The organism is Halobacteriovorax sp. RZ-2, assembly GCF_043196685.1.
Classification (GTDB): Bacteria; Bdellovibrionota; Bacteriovoracia; order Bacteriovoracales; family Bacteriovoracaceae; genus Halobacteriovorax_A.
The window spans coordinates 394,889-413,378 of the sequence record NZ_JBEBMR010000003.1; the positions used below are offsets into that span (position 1 = coordinate 394,889).

Here is an 18,490-nt window from a genome sequence, read left to right on the forward strand (position 1 = left end):
GAAGCTTATATACCTGTTAAAGGCACATTCACTTGTGCCTTTTTTTCCCCTAACTTACCCCAGATAAAAACCTTGCTAAAATTGATCTATGTTCGATTTAAAGCAAGAAGATATTGGCCACGACTTTATTCTCGATGAAGAGTTTTTTGAAAACTTCACTTCATCTCATACAAGAAAATCTTATCTAAATGATATTAACCAATTTCTGTGCTGGATTAGTGACTATTATAAACTCACTTCATTTGACTCTATCGAGCGCATTCATGTCATCAAATATAGAAATTATCTTTCAGAGTTTGGTGGCCACAATCAAAATCCTTCGACGCCAAAAACTATTAATCGCAAGCTTGCAAGCTTAAGTGCATTCTTCAAATACCTTGTTGAAAAGAACCTTCTAAAGGCCAATCCTGTTGCCAGTGTTAGAAGGCCACGAAGCGAAGTGAAGTCCCCTACAAATGCTTTAAATAAGCAGCAAGTACTAGAGCTGCTTTACCACATGGGACAGAATGAAAAGAGTAAATACCTACACCTGGCCCTCTTTACGACGTTTTTTACGACAGGTCTTAGAAAGAGCGAAATCTTAAATCTAAGATTTAAAGACTATCAGGAGCAAGGTAATAATAAGATTCTTCAATATCGTGCCAAGGGTGGCAAGCTTGGAAAGAAGGTCTTAAACCCTATCGCAATCAAGGCACTCGACGAGTATATTCAATGGATGAATGAGTGCGAAAGAGAGACAGGAGAAAATGATTGGCTCTTTCAGCCAACGAGAAATCCAAGTGATCCAACAAATTTAAATAAACCAATAAACCCTCGAACAATTAACGAATTACTAGACAAGTATGCCCAGAAAGCGGGTATTGGTTTTAAGGTTACTCCTCACTCAGCAAGGGCCACATTTATTGGTGAGTTACTCGAAATCGGTGTTGATATTTACACCATAGCCATTGAAGTGGGACACGCTTCAGTAAAGACGACAGGCGAATACGATAAGAGAAGAAATAAAATTAAAGAGTCACCTACCTTAAAATTAAACTGGGAATAGGCCTAAATCTCGTCAACGCAGCTCATCGTTCGTATATTTTATCAAGATATAGTAGTGTCAAAAAAATTACGGCCACAACATATGGTATAAGCACGTCGCATCAAACTCTCCTGTTAGCACTAAAAATTAGATGACAGAATTTTTAAGACAGCATTTTTTTTCTAAAAATAAAACTTGAAAAAGTGCCCAAACCCCTTGTCTAATGGGTCTACAAAGACACACCAACCTAATCAAGTATAAAAATTAGCGGCCCTCCAAAAAAAAGAAAAATCTATGGAGTCTTGTGTATTGAAATAAAAAGTTACGGGTCATACACTGAATAAGAACAACACAACACAATCTTATTAAAAAACATTTAAGAGATTTAATATTTTTTTAACTAAATTAAGTTGCATGTATTTAGCACACACACGCTATTGCAAAAGTTAAGGAGGAACTTGTGACTTCACCAATTCTAGCACAAAATGACGATAGATTCGTCCTTTTCCCAATCGAATACAATTCAATTTGGGAAATGTACAAAAGACACATGGCAGTTTTCTGGACTGCTGAAGAAATCGACTTGGCCCAAGATATTACTGACTGGGAAAAGTTAAATGACAATGAGAGACACTTCATTACTCACGTTCTTGCATTCTTTGCAGCAAGTGATGGGATTGTTAATGAAAACCTAGCAGTACGTTTCTACAATGACGTACAAAACCCAGAAGCTAGATGTTTCTACGGATTCCAAATTGCAATGGAAAATATCCACTCAGAAACTTACTCTCTACTAATTGATACATATGTAAAAGACGCTAAAGAAAAAGATCGTCTTTTCCACGCAGTAGATCACTTTGAGCCAGTTAAGAAAAAAGCTGACTGGGCAATGAAGTGGCTTTACTCGAAAAATACATTCGCTGAAAGACTTGTTGCATTTGCTGCCATCGAAGGAATCTTCTTCTCTGGTTCATTCTGTGCAATCTTCTGGCTTAAGAAAAGAGGCCTAATGCCAGGTCTATGTACTTCTAACGAATTCATTTCTCGTGACGAAGGTCTACACTGTGAATTTGCGGTTCTTCTTCACTCACTTCTTGATAAAGAAGAGCAATGTAGCAAAGAAAAGATCAAAGAGATCCTTACTGAAGCAGTTGAGATTGAAAAAGAATTCATCACTGATGCAATTCCAGTTTCTTTAATTGGTATGAATGCTGATCTTATGAAGCAATATATTGAATTTGTTGCTGACTTCTGGATGCAACAATTTGGTCTTGAAGCACACTACGGTTCAGTAAATCCATTTGATTGGATGGAGCTTATTTCTCTAGAAGGTAAAACAAACTTCTTCGAGAAAAGAGTTTCTGAATACCAAAGACCAGGAATCCTTTCTGAGAAATCAGAAAATACGTTCACACTAGACGCGGAGTTTTAAGAAATGTACGTACAGACAAGAAGCGGCGAGAGAGAGCCAATTAAATTCGATAAAATTACAGATAGAATCAACACACTTGCTTTCGGACTAGAAGGTAATGTTGATCCAACACTTATTACTCAAAAAGTAATTGAAGGTATCTACGACGGTATCACAACAACTGAACTAGATGGCCTTGCAGCTGAGACAGCAGCATACCTTGCTACAAAGCACCCAGACTATAATGTTCTAGCGGGACGTATTGCAGTTTCTAACCTTCACAAAGAAACAAGAGGTTGTTTCTCTGAAAACGTTAAGGAAATGTACCACTACGTAAACGCTGCAACTGGTGAGCACGCGCCACTTGTTTCAAAAGAATTATATGAAACAGTAATGGCAAATGCTGAGCTACTAGATAAGACAATCGTTGATAAGCGTGACTTCAACTACGACTACTTTGGATTTAAAACTCTAGAGAAGTCTTACCTTCTGAGAATGGATGGTAAAATTGTTGAAAGACCAGGACAAATGCTTCTTAGAGTTTCAGTTGGTATCCATATGAATGACATGGAAGCAGCGGTAGAAACATATAACCTAATGAGCCAGAAGTTCTTTACACACGCAACTCCGACTCTATTTAATTCGGGAACAACTAAGCCACAGCTTTCTTCTTGTTTCCTACTAACAATGAAAGATGATTCAATTGATGGAATCTACGATACTCTTAAGCAAACTGCTCTTATTTCTCAGTCTGCTGGTGGGATCGGTCTATCAATCCACAATATCCGCGCAAAAGGTTCATTCATTAAGGGAACAAATGGTACGTCGAACGGAATCGTTCCAATGCTAAAAGTTTTCAATGATACTGCTCGCTACGTTGATCAAGGTGGTGGAAAGCGTAAAGGTTCATTTGCAATCTATCTTGAGCCATGGCACGCAGATATCTTCGAATTCCTAGAAATGAAGAAGAATACTGGTAAAGATGAGCAAAGAGCGCGTGACCTTTTCTACGCACTTTGGACACCAGACTTATTCATGAAGCGTGTTGAAGAAGATGGACAGTGGTCACTATTTTGTCCACACGAGTGTCCAGGCCTAGCTGAATGCTATGGTGCTGAATTCGAAGCTCTTTACACTCGCTACGAAGCAGAAGGTAAAGCAAAGAAAACAATTCGTGCCCAAGACCTTTGGTTTGCAGTACTTGAATCACAAACTGAAACTGGTTCTCCGTACATGCTTTACAAAGATGCAGCTAACGAAAAATCAAACCAAAAGAACCTAGGTACAATCAAGTCTTCAAACCTTTGTACTGAAATTCTTGAATATACTGCACCTGATGAAGTTGCAGTTTGTAACCTTGCTTCTGTTGCTCTTAACAAATTCGTTAAGACTGACAAGGAAGGAAATGTAACATACGACCACAAGCACCTTTACGAAGTTGTTTACCGTATGACGAAGAACCTAAACAGAATCATCGACATCAACTACTACCCTGTTGTTGAAGCGAAGAATTCTAATATGAGACACCGTCCAATTGGTCTTGGAGTACAAGGTCTTCAGGATACTTTCTTCATGATGAGAATGCCATTTGAGTCTGAACAAGCGCTTCAGCTAAACAATGACATCTTTGAAACAATCTACTTTGCAGCAGTTACTGCTTCAAAAGATGATGCAATCATCGATGGGCCATACTCAACTTATGAAGGTTCACCAATGTCACAAGGACAATTCCAATTTGACATGTGGGGACACTCAGCTCACTCAGGACGTTGGGACTGGGATGCACTAAAAGCAGAAGTAGCTAAGCATGGTGTAAGAAACTCACTACTAGTTGCTCCAATGCCAACGGCATCAACTTCTCAAATCCTAGGTAATAACGAGTGTTTTGAGCCAATCACTTCAAATATCTATGTAAGACGTGTTCTTTCTGGTGAATTTGCAGTTGTTAATAAATTCTTAGTACGTGACCTAATTGATCGCGGACTTTGGGATGATACTTTAAGAAATGAAATCATTGCTAATAATGGTTCAATTCAAACAATTGAAAGAATCCCTGAGGATTTAAAAGCTCTATACAAAACAGTATGGGAAGTTAAGCAAAAAGCAGTTATTGATATGTCTGCTGGACGTGGGCCTTATATTGACCAAGGTCAGTCACTTAATATCCACCTAGAAAACCCTAACTTCGGGAAACTTTCTTCAATGCACTTCTATGCTTGGAAGAAAGGGCTTAAGACAGGAATGTACTACCTACGTTCACGTGCTGCAGTTAACGCTGTTCAGTTCACAGTAAAGAACGAAGGAAAGAAAACTCCTGAGCAGCTTGAGCAAGAAGCGGCAGCAATGGTTTGTTCAATCGACAATCCAGAAGATTGCCAAATGTGTGGAAGCTAGAAGTTACATAAAAATTAAATTTGATCCAACTCCGGTTGAATCGAAGTGCTAGAAAGAGGGGCCAAGGGATTTGGCCCCTCACTACATTTAGAGTATCACTATGAAAATTGAAACAAATCAAAAACAAGATAACGCCAAGTTTTGGCAAGAAGGTTGGGATAAAGGATTCACTGGATTTCATCAAAGTGAATACAACCAGGCCATGATTGATTACTTCAAAGATATCGATCTAAAAGACAAAACAGTTCTAATTCCTCTATGTGGTAAGTCCCTTGACATGATCTATCTTGCAGGCCAGGGCGCAAAAGTTATTGGCGTTGAAGTCGTTAAAGATCCAGTGGAGCAGTTCTTTCAAGAGAATAAAGTTGATTTTGACTTAGGTGATTATGTCTATACATCAAAAGATGGCAAGATCGAAATCCATAACAAAGACTTTTTTAAGATCGAAGACTTAGGAAGAATTGACTATCTTTACGACCGTGCTTCAAACGTCGCCCTTCCAATGTGCATGAGAGAAGAGAAGTATTACCCTACAATTAAGAGATTAGTCCAAGAAGAAACAAAGACTCTACTGATTACAATGGATCATGATGGCTCACGTGACTTTGGCCCTCCTTATGCCATTAATAAGGAAGAAACAAAAGAGCACTACCCATCACTTAAGTTGATTAGTGAAGTAAGTTCTAAAGCAATGGAGAGATTCCAAGAAGAAGGGATTAAGAAAGTTAGACGCTATATTTGGGCCAACTAAGAAGCTGGCCCAAAGTATAAATCGAATTAGTAATCGTAGCTAGCAAGAAGCTTTAGGCAATCAGTCTCTGGAGATTCAAATTCAGCTCCATCTGACTCAATACATTCCTCTAGTCTTCCTTTAAGTTCAATCGACATTTCTTGACGCTCTTCTTCAGTCACAACACCGTCGGCAATGATCTGACCAGCTTCTTCAAACTCATCTGTTGTAAAAGCATCAGTGATGGCCTCAGTAGTCGTCACAAATGGTGAGATTGTTAGAATCGTTGATAACTCTCTTTCAGACATTCCTTCAGAATGTGCATTAAGACTAAGAATTGTTAAAACAATAAGTGCAATATTTTTCATAAACTCTCCTTTTCCAAACGATTTCGTTTATTGATTTCTTTGATTAAGTCTTTTGTTGATTTGATATTCATAGCAATTGAGTTAATACGCTCAATTTCTAAAGAAAAATTTTGGCGATAAAAACTATCAATACGATTTAAAATACGACTCTCAATAGGAGCTTTTCCCTCCCTAATAAGAGAATTATTCGTCCTGTACCAACCTTTGTACTCAGTTGCTAGGTTGCTAAATTCTTTTGCAATTGATGCATCCTTATTCTTTGCAGCAATATTTAAAAGATTCATATTCTCTTTTGAAAAGGCCATAGACTCTAAGAAAACAAATGCATGCAACACAGCTGTATCTTCACGATTTTTTCGTGATGCCTTATGGTGATACAGATTGGCCATCGCTGATCTCTTGTCTGGATCTATCTGAAGGTAGTCTTCAAAGCTTTCGACAGAAAGCTGTCTTAAATTTTCTTGAACTCTATTTGATTTCTCTTTCAAGACTCGGTTTTCTTTTTCATTGATAAGCCCAGCATCAAGAAGTTCTTTTAGGAGTCCCTTAGGTGTTGAGATCTTGTCACGTAAATCCTTATGGCCAAGAGCTGCCCTTAGAATTTTATAGGACTCAGTTGCACAATTTGCTGAAAAGAATTTATAGCGTCCCATATCTTTTGTCTCATATAAAGAGAGGGCGTGAGAAATAAACTTCCTTCTTTCTATCCCATCAATTTTTAAGTCATACTGATAAAGGTCTCTAAATTCTTCATAATTATATTTTTGTTTCACTTGTGACAAAGACATGAAATCAATCTTTGCAGCGTATCCGCCAAAGATTCCCTTAAAGAGGCCAGGAGATAAATCATCGACATCTGCGGCCACACCTAGAACAAACTCAACTTGTTGTCTTAGCGGACAATTCTCTTTATCAACCTTACAAGCAGCTACATAGAACATGCTGTGACCAAAACGGCTCATGGCACTTCTTCCATTAGAGGCCATTAAATACGAAAGCTTCGTAATACGATTCGTATAAAAACTTATTTCCACAAGGCCTGTTTGATTAAAAATAAATGTCGAGAAATGATTGTCACATTTACTTGGCGCAGGCCTCATACCTGTAACGTCTGCCATAAATTCATAAACAGCAAAACGCTCACACTTGAAATTTCCATCAAGATAGAAACTTTTTAAAACGGAAGTAAATTCCATAGCAGGTGATTTAAAATCTGATTCGAGATTAAGAGACTTATAGATGACTTGCCTCTTTCTGACATCGCCGTAGCGAATCGTTCGAATACTTCTCTTCCAATTAGTCAGAGAAAGAAATTGATCCCTATGGGCCTTACTTAATTGACGAAACTCAAGAGCACCTGCTTCATTACTAGCAAGAGCAGAACTTATAAATAAGCTCACCAAGAGTGTTGTGAATAGTTTGGCACATAAACGTAATTTCATATTTTATAAAATTACGCTAAATTAAGTCAGTAGAGTTAAGAAATGAAAGAATGTTATGGCCGACTATTAAGTAGACGGCCATAAAGTATTGAATTAATTAGCGTTGGCACTGGCCTGAACAAAGCTATAGTAGAATACAGCGTTAGGATCATTAGAAACCTTTCTAAGTTCAACCCTCATCTCATCAACAGTTTCCTGCTCCACTCGTCCTTCTTTTACAAGCTGAGGGGCCGCAGACAAAAGAAGCTCGCACCAATAATCGATAAATTCTTTTCTCTTATCAGGCCTGCGATTATCAAGGTGCCATGTTTTAGATTCCACCTTTATATTTCTAAAGCCTTGTTGCATAAGTAGGTTTCCAAGTTTTGCACCAATAAAAGGATCTCCGCCCATATCGTATTGGTAGTCGTTAAAGGCCTGCCAATACTTCCAAGTACTAGGTGAGTATGGATCAAGTAGGAAACTTGAGTTCATAACCTCTGTGATATAAATGCGCCCACCAGGTCTTAGAACTCTTCTTGCTTCAGACAGAACTTTGGCCGGCTCTGGCACGTGCTCAAGAATCCAGCAAAGAAATGCTCCATCAAATTTTCGTGAATCAAAAGTAAGATTTGTCGCATCCATTTGATGAAGTTCAAATCGATCTTTAAATGCACCATTAAGAGTGTTTCCAAGAAACTCTTTGGCCGAGGCAAGCTGATGTTCACTTCGATCAACACAAGTAATATGCATATCAGGAAATCTTCTTAAAAGGATTTCTGTTTGAGCACCAACGCCACTACCAATCTCAATTAATTCTTTTACTCTTGAAAGATTCACATCTTTGTAAACAGTTTGTTCTGCAAAGCGGGCCTGAGCTCGCAGTCGATCTTGTTCGGCCTTATCAAATCCGTGAAGATATGGAAATTCACTTGGTTTAATTTTATTTGTTTCATTATTATCAGACATATTTACCTCAATAAAGTTTGAGTAATTATAACATGAATGGCCCAAGCGTGATAGATTTGCTAAGTTAGAATAAATCGTTAACGGAGTAAAATATGCAATTAATCTTAGGAAGTTCATCACAATTTCGCCAGGCACAACTAAAGCAGCTGGGCCTAGAATTTACATGTATCTCCCCTAATATTGATGAAGAGTCTATCAAAACTCAAGGTCTTACTCCTCTTGAAGTCTCTCGTGAGCTTTCCCTACAAAAAGCACAAGAAGTACTTAAAACGAATCAAGATGCAATTATTATTGGTGGAGATCAAGTCCTAAACTTTAAGGGCGAAATCTTTAATAAGCCAGAAACACCAGAAAATGCATTTAATCACCTAAAACGCCTGCAAGGCCAAACTCACGAGCTAATCACAAGTATTGCAGTTATCTCAAAAGATAAGCAAGTTATCGAAACTGTTGTTTCAAAAATGACAATGAAGCAACTTAGTGATGAGCAAATCAAACGCTATATTGAAATCGATGAGCCTCTATGGAGCTGTGGTGCTTATAAGTTAGAAACACTTGGGATCGCGCTTTTTGATACAGTCGAGTGTCCTGATCATTCATCGATTATTGGCCTGCCACTGATCTCACTTTCAAAAATCTTAGAAGAATTTGGGATAAGAGTACTATAAGTTACTGAAAAAGCTCAGAATCACAATATCAGACTAAACAACTCCCCTAAAGGTGCCGATAAATAATCGATATCTATTAATGTGAGGGAGTTATCATGATGAGAAAAAGCGCCATAGTTGTCGTTATGGCAACCAGCTTAATTGTTTCAAGCTGTACCAAAGACTATGCGAATATCAATAGTAGGAAGATCTCCTCTGTGAGCCTCTATGGCCCTGAACTTGAAACATATTACGATCATGAAGAGTTAGAAAACTACCAAAATAGAATTGAAGAGATTCTTGTCTGGCGACATAAGGCCATTGACTTTATTATAGATATCCAAGAACAGAAAGTATTAAGAAGTGATCAAATCACTACGATGCATGAAGAAGGGACCGAAACATATAAAAGCTTCAGAGACGCAGTCTGGCCTAAAGTAGAAGAAACAATGTGGGTTGTTGATAAGTACAATGAAATCACTATCACTTCAAACAAAGCTTCTCAAGTTTTAGAAAAGAAGAAAAAAGTAAAAAGGCCAGGGGCCCCTCATAAGAATGAATCGAATAATTACCGATGGGTAAAGTACAAAGAAATAACAATCAACCCTAATGATGAATTAGGAAAGACTCTTATCTATGACATGAAAATGGCCATCGCCACTTCCCTTGTTATGTATGACAATTACATGATCGTTCTTTCACAGATCCAAGAAATGAAAAAGATCCGCCACCTTATCAATTACGACAACGCCGAACTTAAAAATCAGCTAGCTAAGATTACCTATAGCTATAATAAATATGATAACTATAATCGTATTGAAAGAGGGCTAGGCCTATATCACGATCTATTAAAATTCAATCATGACAATAAAGTCGTAGTTGACCGTGCAAATTACTATCTTGATTCACTCATCCAATCATCACAAAGTTTTGAGAAGCTAAATAAAGAATTTAAGAGAGGAATTTTTGGTCGCAAGCTATCAATGATCTGGCGCTATATTGGTGACTACTTCAAAGAAAGTAAGAATAACGTTACTCACGTTGTTTCTAAAGGTTTTGGAAATACAGCAGGACTTGTTCAAACAAGACGTGGAAAACTTTATGATCCAACACCTGAAAGAATTCAGGAGCTTGAATCACAACTTGAGCCTCTTGATGTTTTACTAGAAAAGACTCCATTTAGACTTACGGATAAATTTATTCCAGGACACTGGGGACACGTTGCTATTTGGACGGGAAATAAGGCCCAGCTACAAGAGCTAGGAATCTGGGATCACCCAGAAGTTGTGCCATTCCACGATGAGATTGAAAATAAAGGAAAGAGAATTATTGAAGCGCTTAGACCTGGCGTTCAATACAACACCCTTCACCACTTTATGGATATTGATGACCTAGCAGCAGTTCGCTACCAGAGAGAACTTACTCGCGAGCAAAAACAAGATTACTTAATCAATGCTTTTAAACAAGTAGGAAAGGTATATGACTTTAACTTTGATGTTGAGACAGATGAGAGAATCGTTTGCTCGGAGCTTGCCTACGTAACATTTGATGATATGGAGTGGCCAGTGGCCAAGGCCGCTGGACGTTATACCATTTCACCAGACAACGTTGGAGAGAAAGTCGGCGACAACTTAGACTTTAAAACAGTTGTTCTTATACACGATGGGAAAGAAGTCATTGGCGACTTAAATGCAGGCTTTAGAAAACTTATGAAAGACAGTAGTCTATAATCGATTTAAGACAGAGAATTTCCAAGCTGGGGAATTCTCTGTTTCTTCAAAGAATGCCTCATCACTTACTCGAAATTCACTTCGGTCAAATTTAGGAAAGAAAACATCGGCCTCTCCTTCATATTCGACTTCTGATAAATAAATACGATCAACCTTTGGAAGATAGTATTCATAGATAAACGATCCACCAATAACCACGGCCTCTTCAACGCCTGATTCTTTGAGATCTTTTAAAACAACTTCGGGGTCCGTGAAAACATCACAACCTTCAATTTTAAGTGAAGGGTCGCGAGAGATAACAATATTGCGTCTCTTAGGCAGAGGTCTGCCGATTGAATCATAAGTCTTTCGTCCCATGATAATCGGCTTACCACTTGTTATTTTTTTGAAATTTTTAAGGTCTTCGCTAATATGCCAAAGCAAATCATTGCCCTTGCCTATTTCGCGATTCTTTCCTATTCCAACAATTAAAGAGAGAATCAAACTGATACCTCACCTTTAATATGTGGATGGGCCTCATAATTTTCTAAAGTGAAGTCTTCATATTTAAAATCAAATATTGACTTAACTTCAGGGTTGATCTTCATTGTCGGTAGCGCATGTGGCTCGCGAGTCAATTGAAGCTGTGCCTGTTCGATATGGTTTAAATAAAGGTGAGCATCCCCCATTGTGTGAACGAAATCACCAAGCTTTAAGTCACAAACTTGAGCAAGCATCATTGTCATTAGTGCGTATGAAGCAATATTAAATGGAACACCTAAGAAGATATCGGCCGATCTTTGATAGAGCTGACAAGATAATTTCATATCAGGTGAAACATAGAATTGAATAAATGAGTGACATGGAGGAAGGGCCATATTATCAACATCGGCAGGATTCCATGCAGTTAAGATGTGACGACGAGAAAAAGGGTTTTCACGTAGACCTTTAACAAGATTAGCAACTTGATCAACCTCTTCTCCACTTGGAGTTTTCCAGTGACGCCACTGATAACCATAAACTGGACCTAGGTCACCATTTTCATCTGCCCATTCATCCCAGATACGAACTTTATTTTCTTTAAGGTAAGCAATATTTGTATCACCCTTTAAGAACCAAAGAAGTTCATGAATAATTGAACGAAGGTGACACTTCTTAGTTGTCACTAAAGGAAACCCTTCTTCTAAATTATAACGAGCTTGATATCCAAAAACTGAAATTGTCCCCGTACCTGTACGGTCTTCTTTCTTCTGACCATTTTCAAGCACGTGCTTCATTAGATCTAAGTATTGTCTCATCCGTGTGTCTCCCTAGCTATGTGTGTATTTGGTGTGTTTTGTCTAAAGTTTATTATACAGAATCAAGCACAGTTTTAATAGCTTGCAACTCGTCAAAAAGGCCCATAAAATATTACAAATAAGGGAATATATCATGATAAAAATCGGACTAGAGCGTCTTAGAGATGACGCAACTTTACAAAATAAAATTACAGGAAATATCGCACTACTGTGTCACAGTGCAAGTGTTGATTCAAAATTCAAAGTCGCCCCAATTATTTTCAAGGAAATTTTTGGAGATCGATTCAAGAAACTCTTTGGGCCACAGCATGGATTTGTTAGTGATGTGCAGGATAATATGGTTGAGACAGACCACTACACTCACCCATTTTTTGGAGTACCTGTTTACTCACTTTATAGTGAAACGAGAAAGCCTACAAAGGAAATGCTTGAAGGAATTGATACTTTTGTTGTTGATCTTCAAGATGTGGGAACACGTGTTTATACTTACATCACAACGGTGACTTACCTTTTAGAAGAATGTGCCAAGAATGGCATCAAGGTAGTTATTCTCGATCGCCCAAATCCAGTAGGATTAGAAAAGATCGAGGGAAATATTCTAGAGACAGAATTTAAATCTTTTGTTGGTGCACTTGAAATCCCACAGCGCCACGGCCTTTCAATGGGAGAATACGCCCTTCTTGCTAAGAAGAAACTAAGTATTGATGTCGAACTTGAGGTTATCGAAGTCGAAGGACTTACGCGATCAATGTTTTGGAAAGACACTGGACTTGCTTGGGTTAACCCATCACCAAATCTTCCGACACCAGAAGGCTCGCTTACTTTTTGCGGAACTGTTCTTTACGAAGGAACAAATTTAAGTGAAGGACGTGGGACGACACGTTCCCTTGAAGTTGTGGGCCACCCTGCAATTGAGGCCTACTCGTTTGTCGACTCACTAAAAGAAAGCCTAAAAGAAATCGATAATGGAAGTTTCATTTTACGTCCAGTTAACTTCATGCCGACATTTAATAAGCATGCTGGTAGTGCTTGCGGAGGTGTTCATATTCACGTCACAAATGAAAAAGAGTTTAACTCTTGGCAAGTCTCTCAATATCTTTGCCGTGAATTTAAACGCACCTTAGGAGACAAGTTTGAATGGGATGCCAAGGATTATGAGTACGCATTTGGCAAGCTTGCCATTGATCTTATTAATGGATGTGAGTTTGTAAAAGACTGGGGCAATCGACTTGGCAGCATGAGTGAGCTACGTGAATTTGAAACGAGGGGCCATGCTGAATACTTAAAAGAAATCGAATCAATTAAAATTTATAAATAAAACAAAGGCCCGACATAAAATTAAAAGTCGGGCCTTTTTATTTCTAGTTATAAGTTTTCATTTGTCCTGAATTAAAGCGTGCTAGATAGTCATTTACTTTTGCTTTAAGTAGATTAGAAAAACAAATCATCCCAATAATATTAGGGAAAGCAATTGAAAGCAGCATTAAGTCAGCGAAGTCTAGGACGTGACCAATCTTAAGAACTGGCCCTAGGATAATGATGAAGACGTAACAAAGACGGTACATCTTTACACTTTTAAAACCAATCCATTTTTCAAAGAGAAATAAAGTTGCTCTTTCACCGTAATAAGACCATGAGATAACTGTTGAGTAGGCAAAGACACAAATTGCCATAAGAAGACAATACGGGGCCCAGTCACCAAGTGTTGAAAAGGCATAGGCCGTCATTTCCACACCTTTTCCCGCAACAGCTGGGTTTTCATATGCTCCAGTTACAAGAAGAGTAAGTGCCGTAATCGTACAAACAATATGAGTGTCAATAACTGGCCCAACCATAGCAACGACACCCTCTCTTACCGGCTCACTTGTTTTGGCCGCAGAGTGAGCAATAGCAGCAGAGCCAAGTCCGGCCTCATTTGAAAATGACGCTCTTTGAATCCCAACTAGCATAACTGCAAAGGCACCACCAAAGGCCGCATCAGGAGTCATGGCCTCTCTAAAGATCATAGAAAACATATGTGGAATATTTTGATAATTAGAAAGAATAATTGCTAGACATGTAAAAACATAGAAAGCACACATAATCGGTACAAGTTTTGAAGTTACATTACCAATTTTCTTAATACCACCTACCAGAACAACACCGGCCAGGAATGCAAGAACAATCCCAACAACCCATGGGGATGCATCAGGGTGCTGATCAGCAATGATTTTAAAAGTTTGATTTGCTTGGAAAAGGTTCCCACCACCAAATGAAGCACCAATAGTCATAATTGCATAGAAGATACCAAGAAACTTTCCAATCCAAGCAACTTTCGTCAGCTTAAACATTTGAGTAAGGTAAACCATTGGCCCACCTAGCATGTCACCACTTGAAGTCTTGTGCTTAAACATTTGTCCAAATGTTGATGAAGCAAATTTCATCGACATTCCAAAGAAGGCAATGATCCATAGCCAAAGAACAACCCCTGGGCCACCCTTACCAATAGCTAAGGCCACACCTGCAATATTTCCTAGACCAACTGTTGCAGACAGTGCAGAAGTTAGGGCCTGAAAGTGAGTGATATCACCCTCATCCTCAGGGTTATCATACTTACCGCGGATAACATCAATAGCGTGCTTAAATAGACGCACATTGATAAAACCCATTCGAATCGTAAAGAAGAGTCCACCAAAAACCATAACAAATAAAATAAGTGGCATTTCGATGAAAGGAATTTCCCAGAATAAGAATGGATAATACTTTCCGTTAATTATGCCAAAGAATTCGTTAATTCGCTCTTGAAGGTCAACTTCCGTTTGACCATAATCCTGAGCATACGTACTTAGGCTGATGATAGAGAAAATGAGTCCCATCATCGCTCGTGACATTGCGATTTTAATCATTAAACAATCCTTTGTTTTAGTTCTACTCTCTCAAAATATGTATGTGTTTTTTATTGTCTTACAGTAAATTTTATAGAAACTTTATTGATCTTGTCACCTTTTTTATTTTCTGGCCTATCAAAATCGTGTATTCTTATCTCTATTAAAGATTTAAAAGGAGTAAAAAGTGAGTAAGTTACCAACGCTTGATGAAGCGATTGAAATTGTAAAACCACTTGTGAAGTATTCAACAATTGATAATCAAAAACATATCGACCTTTCTGTTGCAACAGCAGATAAGAGATTTCTTAGCCAACAGGCCCTAATGGTCATCAAAAGCTCAATTGAAGCTGGCCAAGCAGATGAAAAAGAAGTGAACGCTCGCCTAGGGCTATAAGCTTAAATCAGTGCAGATTCCCTGTTAAGTGATGAAAAACGCTTGCAGGAATCTGCGAAACTGAAGCCTTGTCTACCATCAATACACCCTTGTAAGCCTTACACCATTTAAAGAATGTCATTTTAGAAAGTGTTAAAATGAAAATATGAAAGCACTACTTCTTGCACTATTCATTTCAACTCAGGCACTTGCAGCTATCCCACTTAGTGGCGATGATGAAAGATCAATTAATAATATCTCTCAAATCCTAAAGCAGGACCAAAAGCTTAAAGAGATGACTAAGAGGCTTAACCTTGCCATTTTAGAATATGCAAATATTAAAGATCTTGCGCATCGAGACTACGGGCCAGAACTTAATGATATGGCCAATGAGCTGACACATTTAAATGATTACGCGAGCGAGATTTCGCCAGAATACTTAAAAGCATTAGAAGAAGATATTGAATATATCCATCAAGATTTAATCGAGATGAGATAACCCCTCCCCCCAATGAATATGAAATAAAAAGACCGATGTAACTCGGTCTTTTTATTTAATCTGCTCTAAGAAATTTTTGATAGATTAATTTATAATCCTTACCTGAGTGGTCACTAATAAAGATCTCACTCTGTTCTATGGCCATACCATAGTAGCGAGAGGCCTTATTGATATCAAAGCGGTATTGATATGATCGATATAAGTAATATTTTGAATCATTATGCTTAGTATAGATCCCGACATCAAAACGATCGTCAGAGACAACATTATAAACATAGTAACGAGAACCAACTAACTCTTGAACCTTTGGAGCTGGGCCAACATTATTTAATGTATAGTCACATAGAGAGGCCATATAGAGATTATTTTCAGTCGGAATTTGTGTGATAAAATTCTTAACGACTCCCCTCGTTCCTTTAAAGACCGGAGTTGATTGATAATCATTAGGAACTTCAATATAGACACCAATATTTGAAATATCTCTTACTGTAGGATCACCATAGTTTTTTTGACGACGAGAGAAGATAAAATCTTCCGAAAAACGACTTCTTAAAATATTATCGTGATACTCTTCAAGAGCTTCACACATTTTAGTTAGACGAGTTAAGCTTACACCAGTTAATAATGTATTTTTAATTTCTAAGGCCTGACCAGCGCGAATGACACCGCGATCACTATCTCCCCCTTCTCCGTAATCATCGCAAGAAGAGAAAGTAAGGGCGATTACAATTGGCCACAGTAAACCTGAACCGATTTTTTTAAGCATTAGAAACTCCAATTAAAAATATAAAAGTCATCTCTTATTCTAACGAATAAAAAGAAGTTAAGTTCTGATAATTTCTTACAATTATTTAATCAATAACACGATAATCGGCTTCGATTACATCTTTATCATGAGATGAGCTTGGCCCTTGTTGAGACTTATGTGCAGAACGGTAAGCGGAATGCTCGTACTGCTGGTGTTTTTGTGCTGAAGGCTTAGAATCTGAAAGCACACCAGAGTTTCGAAGAAACTTTCTTATCTGGATAAAGATAAAATAGAAAATGGCGGCCTTAATTAATGCTGCAAACATGCTTAAAATCTAGCATAAAAGTGGCCAAAATATCATTAAAAATCTTAACTACGTGAAATTATTTTGTTATAGTGTGAGCAATTTCGATTTATATAGTTTAAGCAGTAGGTATCATATGACACAAAAATTAAATCTTGTTCACTGGGCCGATATGACGGCAGACCGCATTATCCGTCAACATGGCGATAAAGACGACTATGTTGTTGCCAGTGGGATCACACCTTCAGGTGTTGTTCACTTTGGAAACTTTAGAGAAGTAATCACAACTGACCTTGTAGCACGTGGACTACGCGCTCGCGGTAAGAATGTTCGCTTCATCTTTTCTTGGGATGATTACGATACATTTAGAAAGATTCCAGCAAACCTTCCTAAACAAGACGAGTTAGCTCAGTACCTATTTCAACCAATCGTTGATACTCCAGACCCATTTGGAGAACATGATAGCTACGCTGCTCACCACGAGCACAACTTTGAAGAGCAACTCAAAAAAGTTGGCGTCGACGTAGAGCCAATCTATCAAGCAAAAAAATATCGTGCTGGAGATTACAAAGACCAGATTAAACTTGCTCTTAATAAGAGACTAGAAATTCGCGATATTCTAAACCAATACAGAAAAGAGCCATATGGTGATGACTACTATCCGGTATCTGTTTACTGCGAAAAGTATAAGACTGATAAGACGACAATTCTTTCATGGGATGGAGAGAGCAAGTTACGCTACAAGCATAACGAGCATGACTATGAAGGTGAAATCGATATTAATACAACAAGTCTTGTGAAACTTCCTTGGCGAGTTGACTGGCCAATGCGTTGGGCATTTGAAAAAGTTGACTTTGAACCAGGTGGAAAGGATCACTCTTCTCAAGGTGGATCTTTCACAACAGCAAAAGACATTGTAAAAATCTTTGACTGGGAAGCGCCAATTTACCTTCAGTACGATTTCGTATCGATTAAAGGTCTTGGTGGGAAGATGAGTTCTTCAAAAGGTAACCTTGTTACTGTAAATGATATCCTAAAAGTATATGAGCCAGAAATGGTTCGTTGGATTTTTGCTTCTTATAAGACAAATGTCGACTTTGCGATCTCGTTTGATCTTGATGTTCTTAAGACTTACGAAGATTATGATCGTCAAGAGCGTCTAGCTTATGGGCTTGAGCAAGGTAACGAAAAGAAAGTTGCCATGGCAAAGAGAGTTCTGGAATTATCACAAATTGGAGAGCATCCAGCGCAGTGTCCATTCCAACCATCTTTTAGACACCTTTGTAACGTTCTTCAAATTAATGATGGTGACATTGAGGCCGCTCGTGCTTTCTATGCTGACCAAATTAAAAATGACAGAGACGAAAGACGCTTTAGAGAAAGAAGTGCTTGTGCTCTTCACTGGCTACAAGAAAACGCTCCAGAAGAATTTAAATTTGCTATCAATAAAGAAGCTGTTGATATGCCTCTTGAGCAAAATGTTCGCACATACCTTGATAAGTTAGTTGCTCTTTGTGAGTCTGAGTGGGACTCAATTGCAGATGATAAAGAGTTCAATGATAAGATGTATGAAATTATGCACGAGCTAGAACTTAAGCCTGCAGATATTTTTGCACCAATTTATCAAAAACTAATTTCACGTGAAAAAGGACCAAAGCTTGCAGGATTTATCCGTACAATTGGTAAAGAGCGTGTGATTAAGCTTCTAAAGTAATCAAATCTTACTTA

Annotated in this window: 18 protein-coding genes; 10 read left to right on the plus strand and 8 right to left on the minus strand. The window is 38.1% G+C overall.

Features of this window, described 5'->3' with window-relative positions; all coding sequences use genetic code 11:
• Positions 1–88: 88 nt before the first annotated feature.
• From ABMA78_RS13460 to ABMA78_RS13475, 4 genes are all read left to right on the plus strand, one after another.
• Positions 89–1,045, plus strand: coding sequence for a tyrosine-type recombinase/integrase (locus tag ABMA78_RS13460; protein ID WP_392860763.1), 957 nt, complete (start codon positions 89–91; stop codon positions 1,043–1,045).
• Positions 1,046–1,484: 439 nt separating this feature from the next.
• Positions 1,485–2,456: a ribonucleotide-diphosphate reductase subunit beta gene (locus tag ABMA78_RS13465; protein WP_392860765.1), complete on the plus strand. Its 972-nt coding sequence runs from the start codon at positions 1,485–1,487 to the stop codon at positions 2,454–2,456.
• A gap of 3 nt (positions 2,457–2,459) precedes the next feature.
• Complete coding sequence (locus ABMA78_RS13470; protein ID WP_392860766.1) at positions 2,460–4,829, plus strand: ribonucleoside-diphosphate reductase subunit alpha; 2,370 nt, start codon at positions 2,460–2,462, stop codon at positions 4,827–4,829.
• 100 nt (positions 4,830–4,929) lie between these two features.
• Entirely contained in the window at positions 4,930–5,580 is a 651-nt protein-coding gene (locus ABMA78_RS13475; RefSeq protein WP_392860768.1) for a thiopurine S-methyltransferase, read from the plus strand.
• 26 nt (positions 5,581–5,606) lie between these two features.
• Here ABMA78_RS13475 and ABMA78_RS13480 read toward each other — a convergent pair whose 3' ends face one another.
• From ABMA78_RS13480 to ABMA78_RS13490, 3 genes are all read right to left on the minus strand, one after another.
• Positions 5,607–5,927, minus strand: coding sequence for a hypothetical protein (locus tag ABMA78_RS13480; protein WP_392860770.1), 321 nt, complete (start codon positions 5,925–5,927; stop codon positions 5,607–5,609).
• Entirely contained in the window at positions 5,924–7,369 is a 1,446-nt protein-coding gene (locus tag ABMA78_RS13485; protein WP_392860772.1) for a DUF4105 domain-containing protein, read from the minus strand. The genes ABMA78_RS13480 and ABMA78_RS13485 overlap by 4 nt, the downstream gene beginning before the upstream one ends.
• 93 nt (positions 7,370–7,462) lie before the next feature.
• Positions 7,463–8,317: a methyltransferase domain-containing protein gene (locus ABMA78_RS13490; RefSeq protein ID WP_392860774.1), complete on the minus strand. Its 855-nt coding sequence runs from the start codon at positions 8,315–8,317 to the stop codon at positions 7,463–7,465.
• A 92-nt stretch (positions 8,318–8,409) separates the two neighbouring features.
• Between ABMA78_RS13490 and ABMA78_RS13495 the strand changes: the two genes are divergently transcribed.
• Positions 8,410–8,985: a Maf family protein gene (locus tag ABMA78_RS13495; RefSeq protein WP_392860776.1), complete on the plus strand. Its 576-nt coding sequence runs from the start codon at positions 8,410–8,412 to the stop codon at positions 8,983–8,985.
• Positions 8,986–9,080: 95 nt separating this feature from the next.
• Positions 9,081–10,694: a YiiX/YebB-like N1pC/P60 family cysteine hydrolase gene (locus tag ABMA78_RS13500; RefSeq protein ID WP_392860778.1), complete on the plus strand. Its 1,614-nt coding sequence runs from the start codon at positions 9,081–9,083 to the stop codon at positions 10,692–10,694.
• Here ABMA78_RS13500 and ABMA78_RS13505 read toward each other — a convergent pair.
• Positions 10,689–11,177 carry a dihydrofolate reductase gene (locus ABMA78_RS13505; RefSeq protein ID WP_392860780.1) on the minus strand — a complete coding sequence of 163 codons (489 nt, stop codon included), beginning with the start codon at positions 11,175–11,177 and terminating at the stop codon, positions 10,689–10,691. The two genes, ABMA78_RS13500 and ABMA78_RS13505, sit on opposite strands and share 6 nt — an antisense overlap.
• Positions 11,174–11,971, minus strand: a complete 798-nt coding sequence (locus tag ABMA78_RS13510) for a thymidylate synthase (protein ID WP_392860781.1) — start codon at positions 11,969–11,971, stop codon at positions 11,174–11,176. Before ABMA78_RS13510 ends, ABMA78_RS13505 begins: the two co-directional genes overlap by 4 nt.
• A gap of 133 nt (positions 11,972–12,104) precedes the next feature.
• On the opposite strand from ABMA78_RS13510, the gene ABMA78_RS13515 reads away from it, so the two are divergent.
• Positions 12,105–13,289: an exo-beta-N-acetylmuramidase NamZ domain-containing protein gene (locus ABMA78_RS13515; RefSeq protein ID WP_392860782.1), complete on the plus strand. Its 1,185-nt coding sequence runs from the start codon at positions 12,105–12,107 to the stop codon at positions 13,287–13,289.
• A 43-nt stretch (positions 13,290–13,332) separates the two neighbouring features.
• On the opposite strand, the gene ABMA78_RS13520 is transcribed toward ABMA78_RS13515, so the two are convergent.
• Positions 13,333–14,856, minus strand: a complete 1,524-nt coding sequence (locus tag ABMA78_RS13520) for an alanine/glycine:cation symporter family protein (protein ID WP_392860783.1) — start codon at positions 14,854–14,856, stop codon at positions 13,333–13,335.
• Positions 14,857–15,022: 166 nt separating this feature from the next.
• On the opposite strand from ABMA78_RS13520, the gene ABMA78_RS13525 reads away from it, so the two are divergent.
• A complete protein-coding gene (locus tag ABMA78_RS13525; RefSeq protein ID WP_392860784.1) occupies positions 15,023–15,232 on the plus strand; it encodes a hypothetical protein in 210 nt (69 codons plus the stop codon).
• 145 nt (positions 15,233–15,377) lie between these two features.
• Positions 15,378–15,710, plus strand: coding sequence for a hypothetical protein (locus ABMA78_RS13530; protein WP_392860785.1), 333 nt, complete (start codon positions 15,378–15,380; stop codon positions 15,708–15,710).
• 55 nt (positions 15,711–15,765) lie between these two features.
• On the opposite strand, the gene ABMA78_RS13535 is transcribed toward ABMA78_RS13530, so the two are convergent.
• Positions 15,766–16,476: a hypothetical protein gene (locus ABMA78_RS13535; RefSeq protein WP_392860786.1), complete on the minus strand. Its 711-nt coding sequence runs from the start codon at positions 16,474–16,476 to the stop codon at positions 15,766–15,768.
• Positions 16,477–16,561: 85 nt separating this feature from the next.
• Positions 16,562–16,783 (minus strand): hypothetical protein, encoded by a 222-nt coding sequence (locus ABMA78_RS13540; RefSeq protein WP_392860788.1) that lies wholly within the window; start codon positions 16,781–16,783, stop codon positions 16,562–16,564.
• 115 nt (positions 16,784–16,898) lie between these two features.
• Between ABMA78_RS13540 and lysS the strand changes: the two genes are divergently transcribed.
• Entirely contained in the window at positions 16,899–18,476 is a 1,578-nt protein-coding gene (lysS, locus tag ABMA78_RS13545; RefSeq protein WP_392860789.1) for a lysine--tRNA ligase, read from the plus strand.
• Positions 18,477–18,490 lie beyond the last annotated feature (14 nt).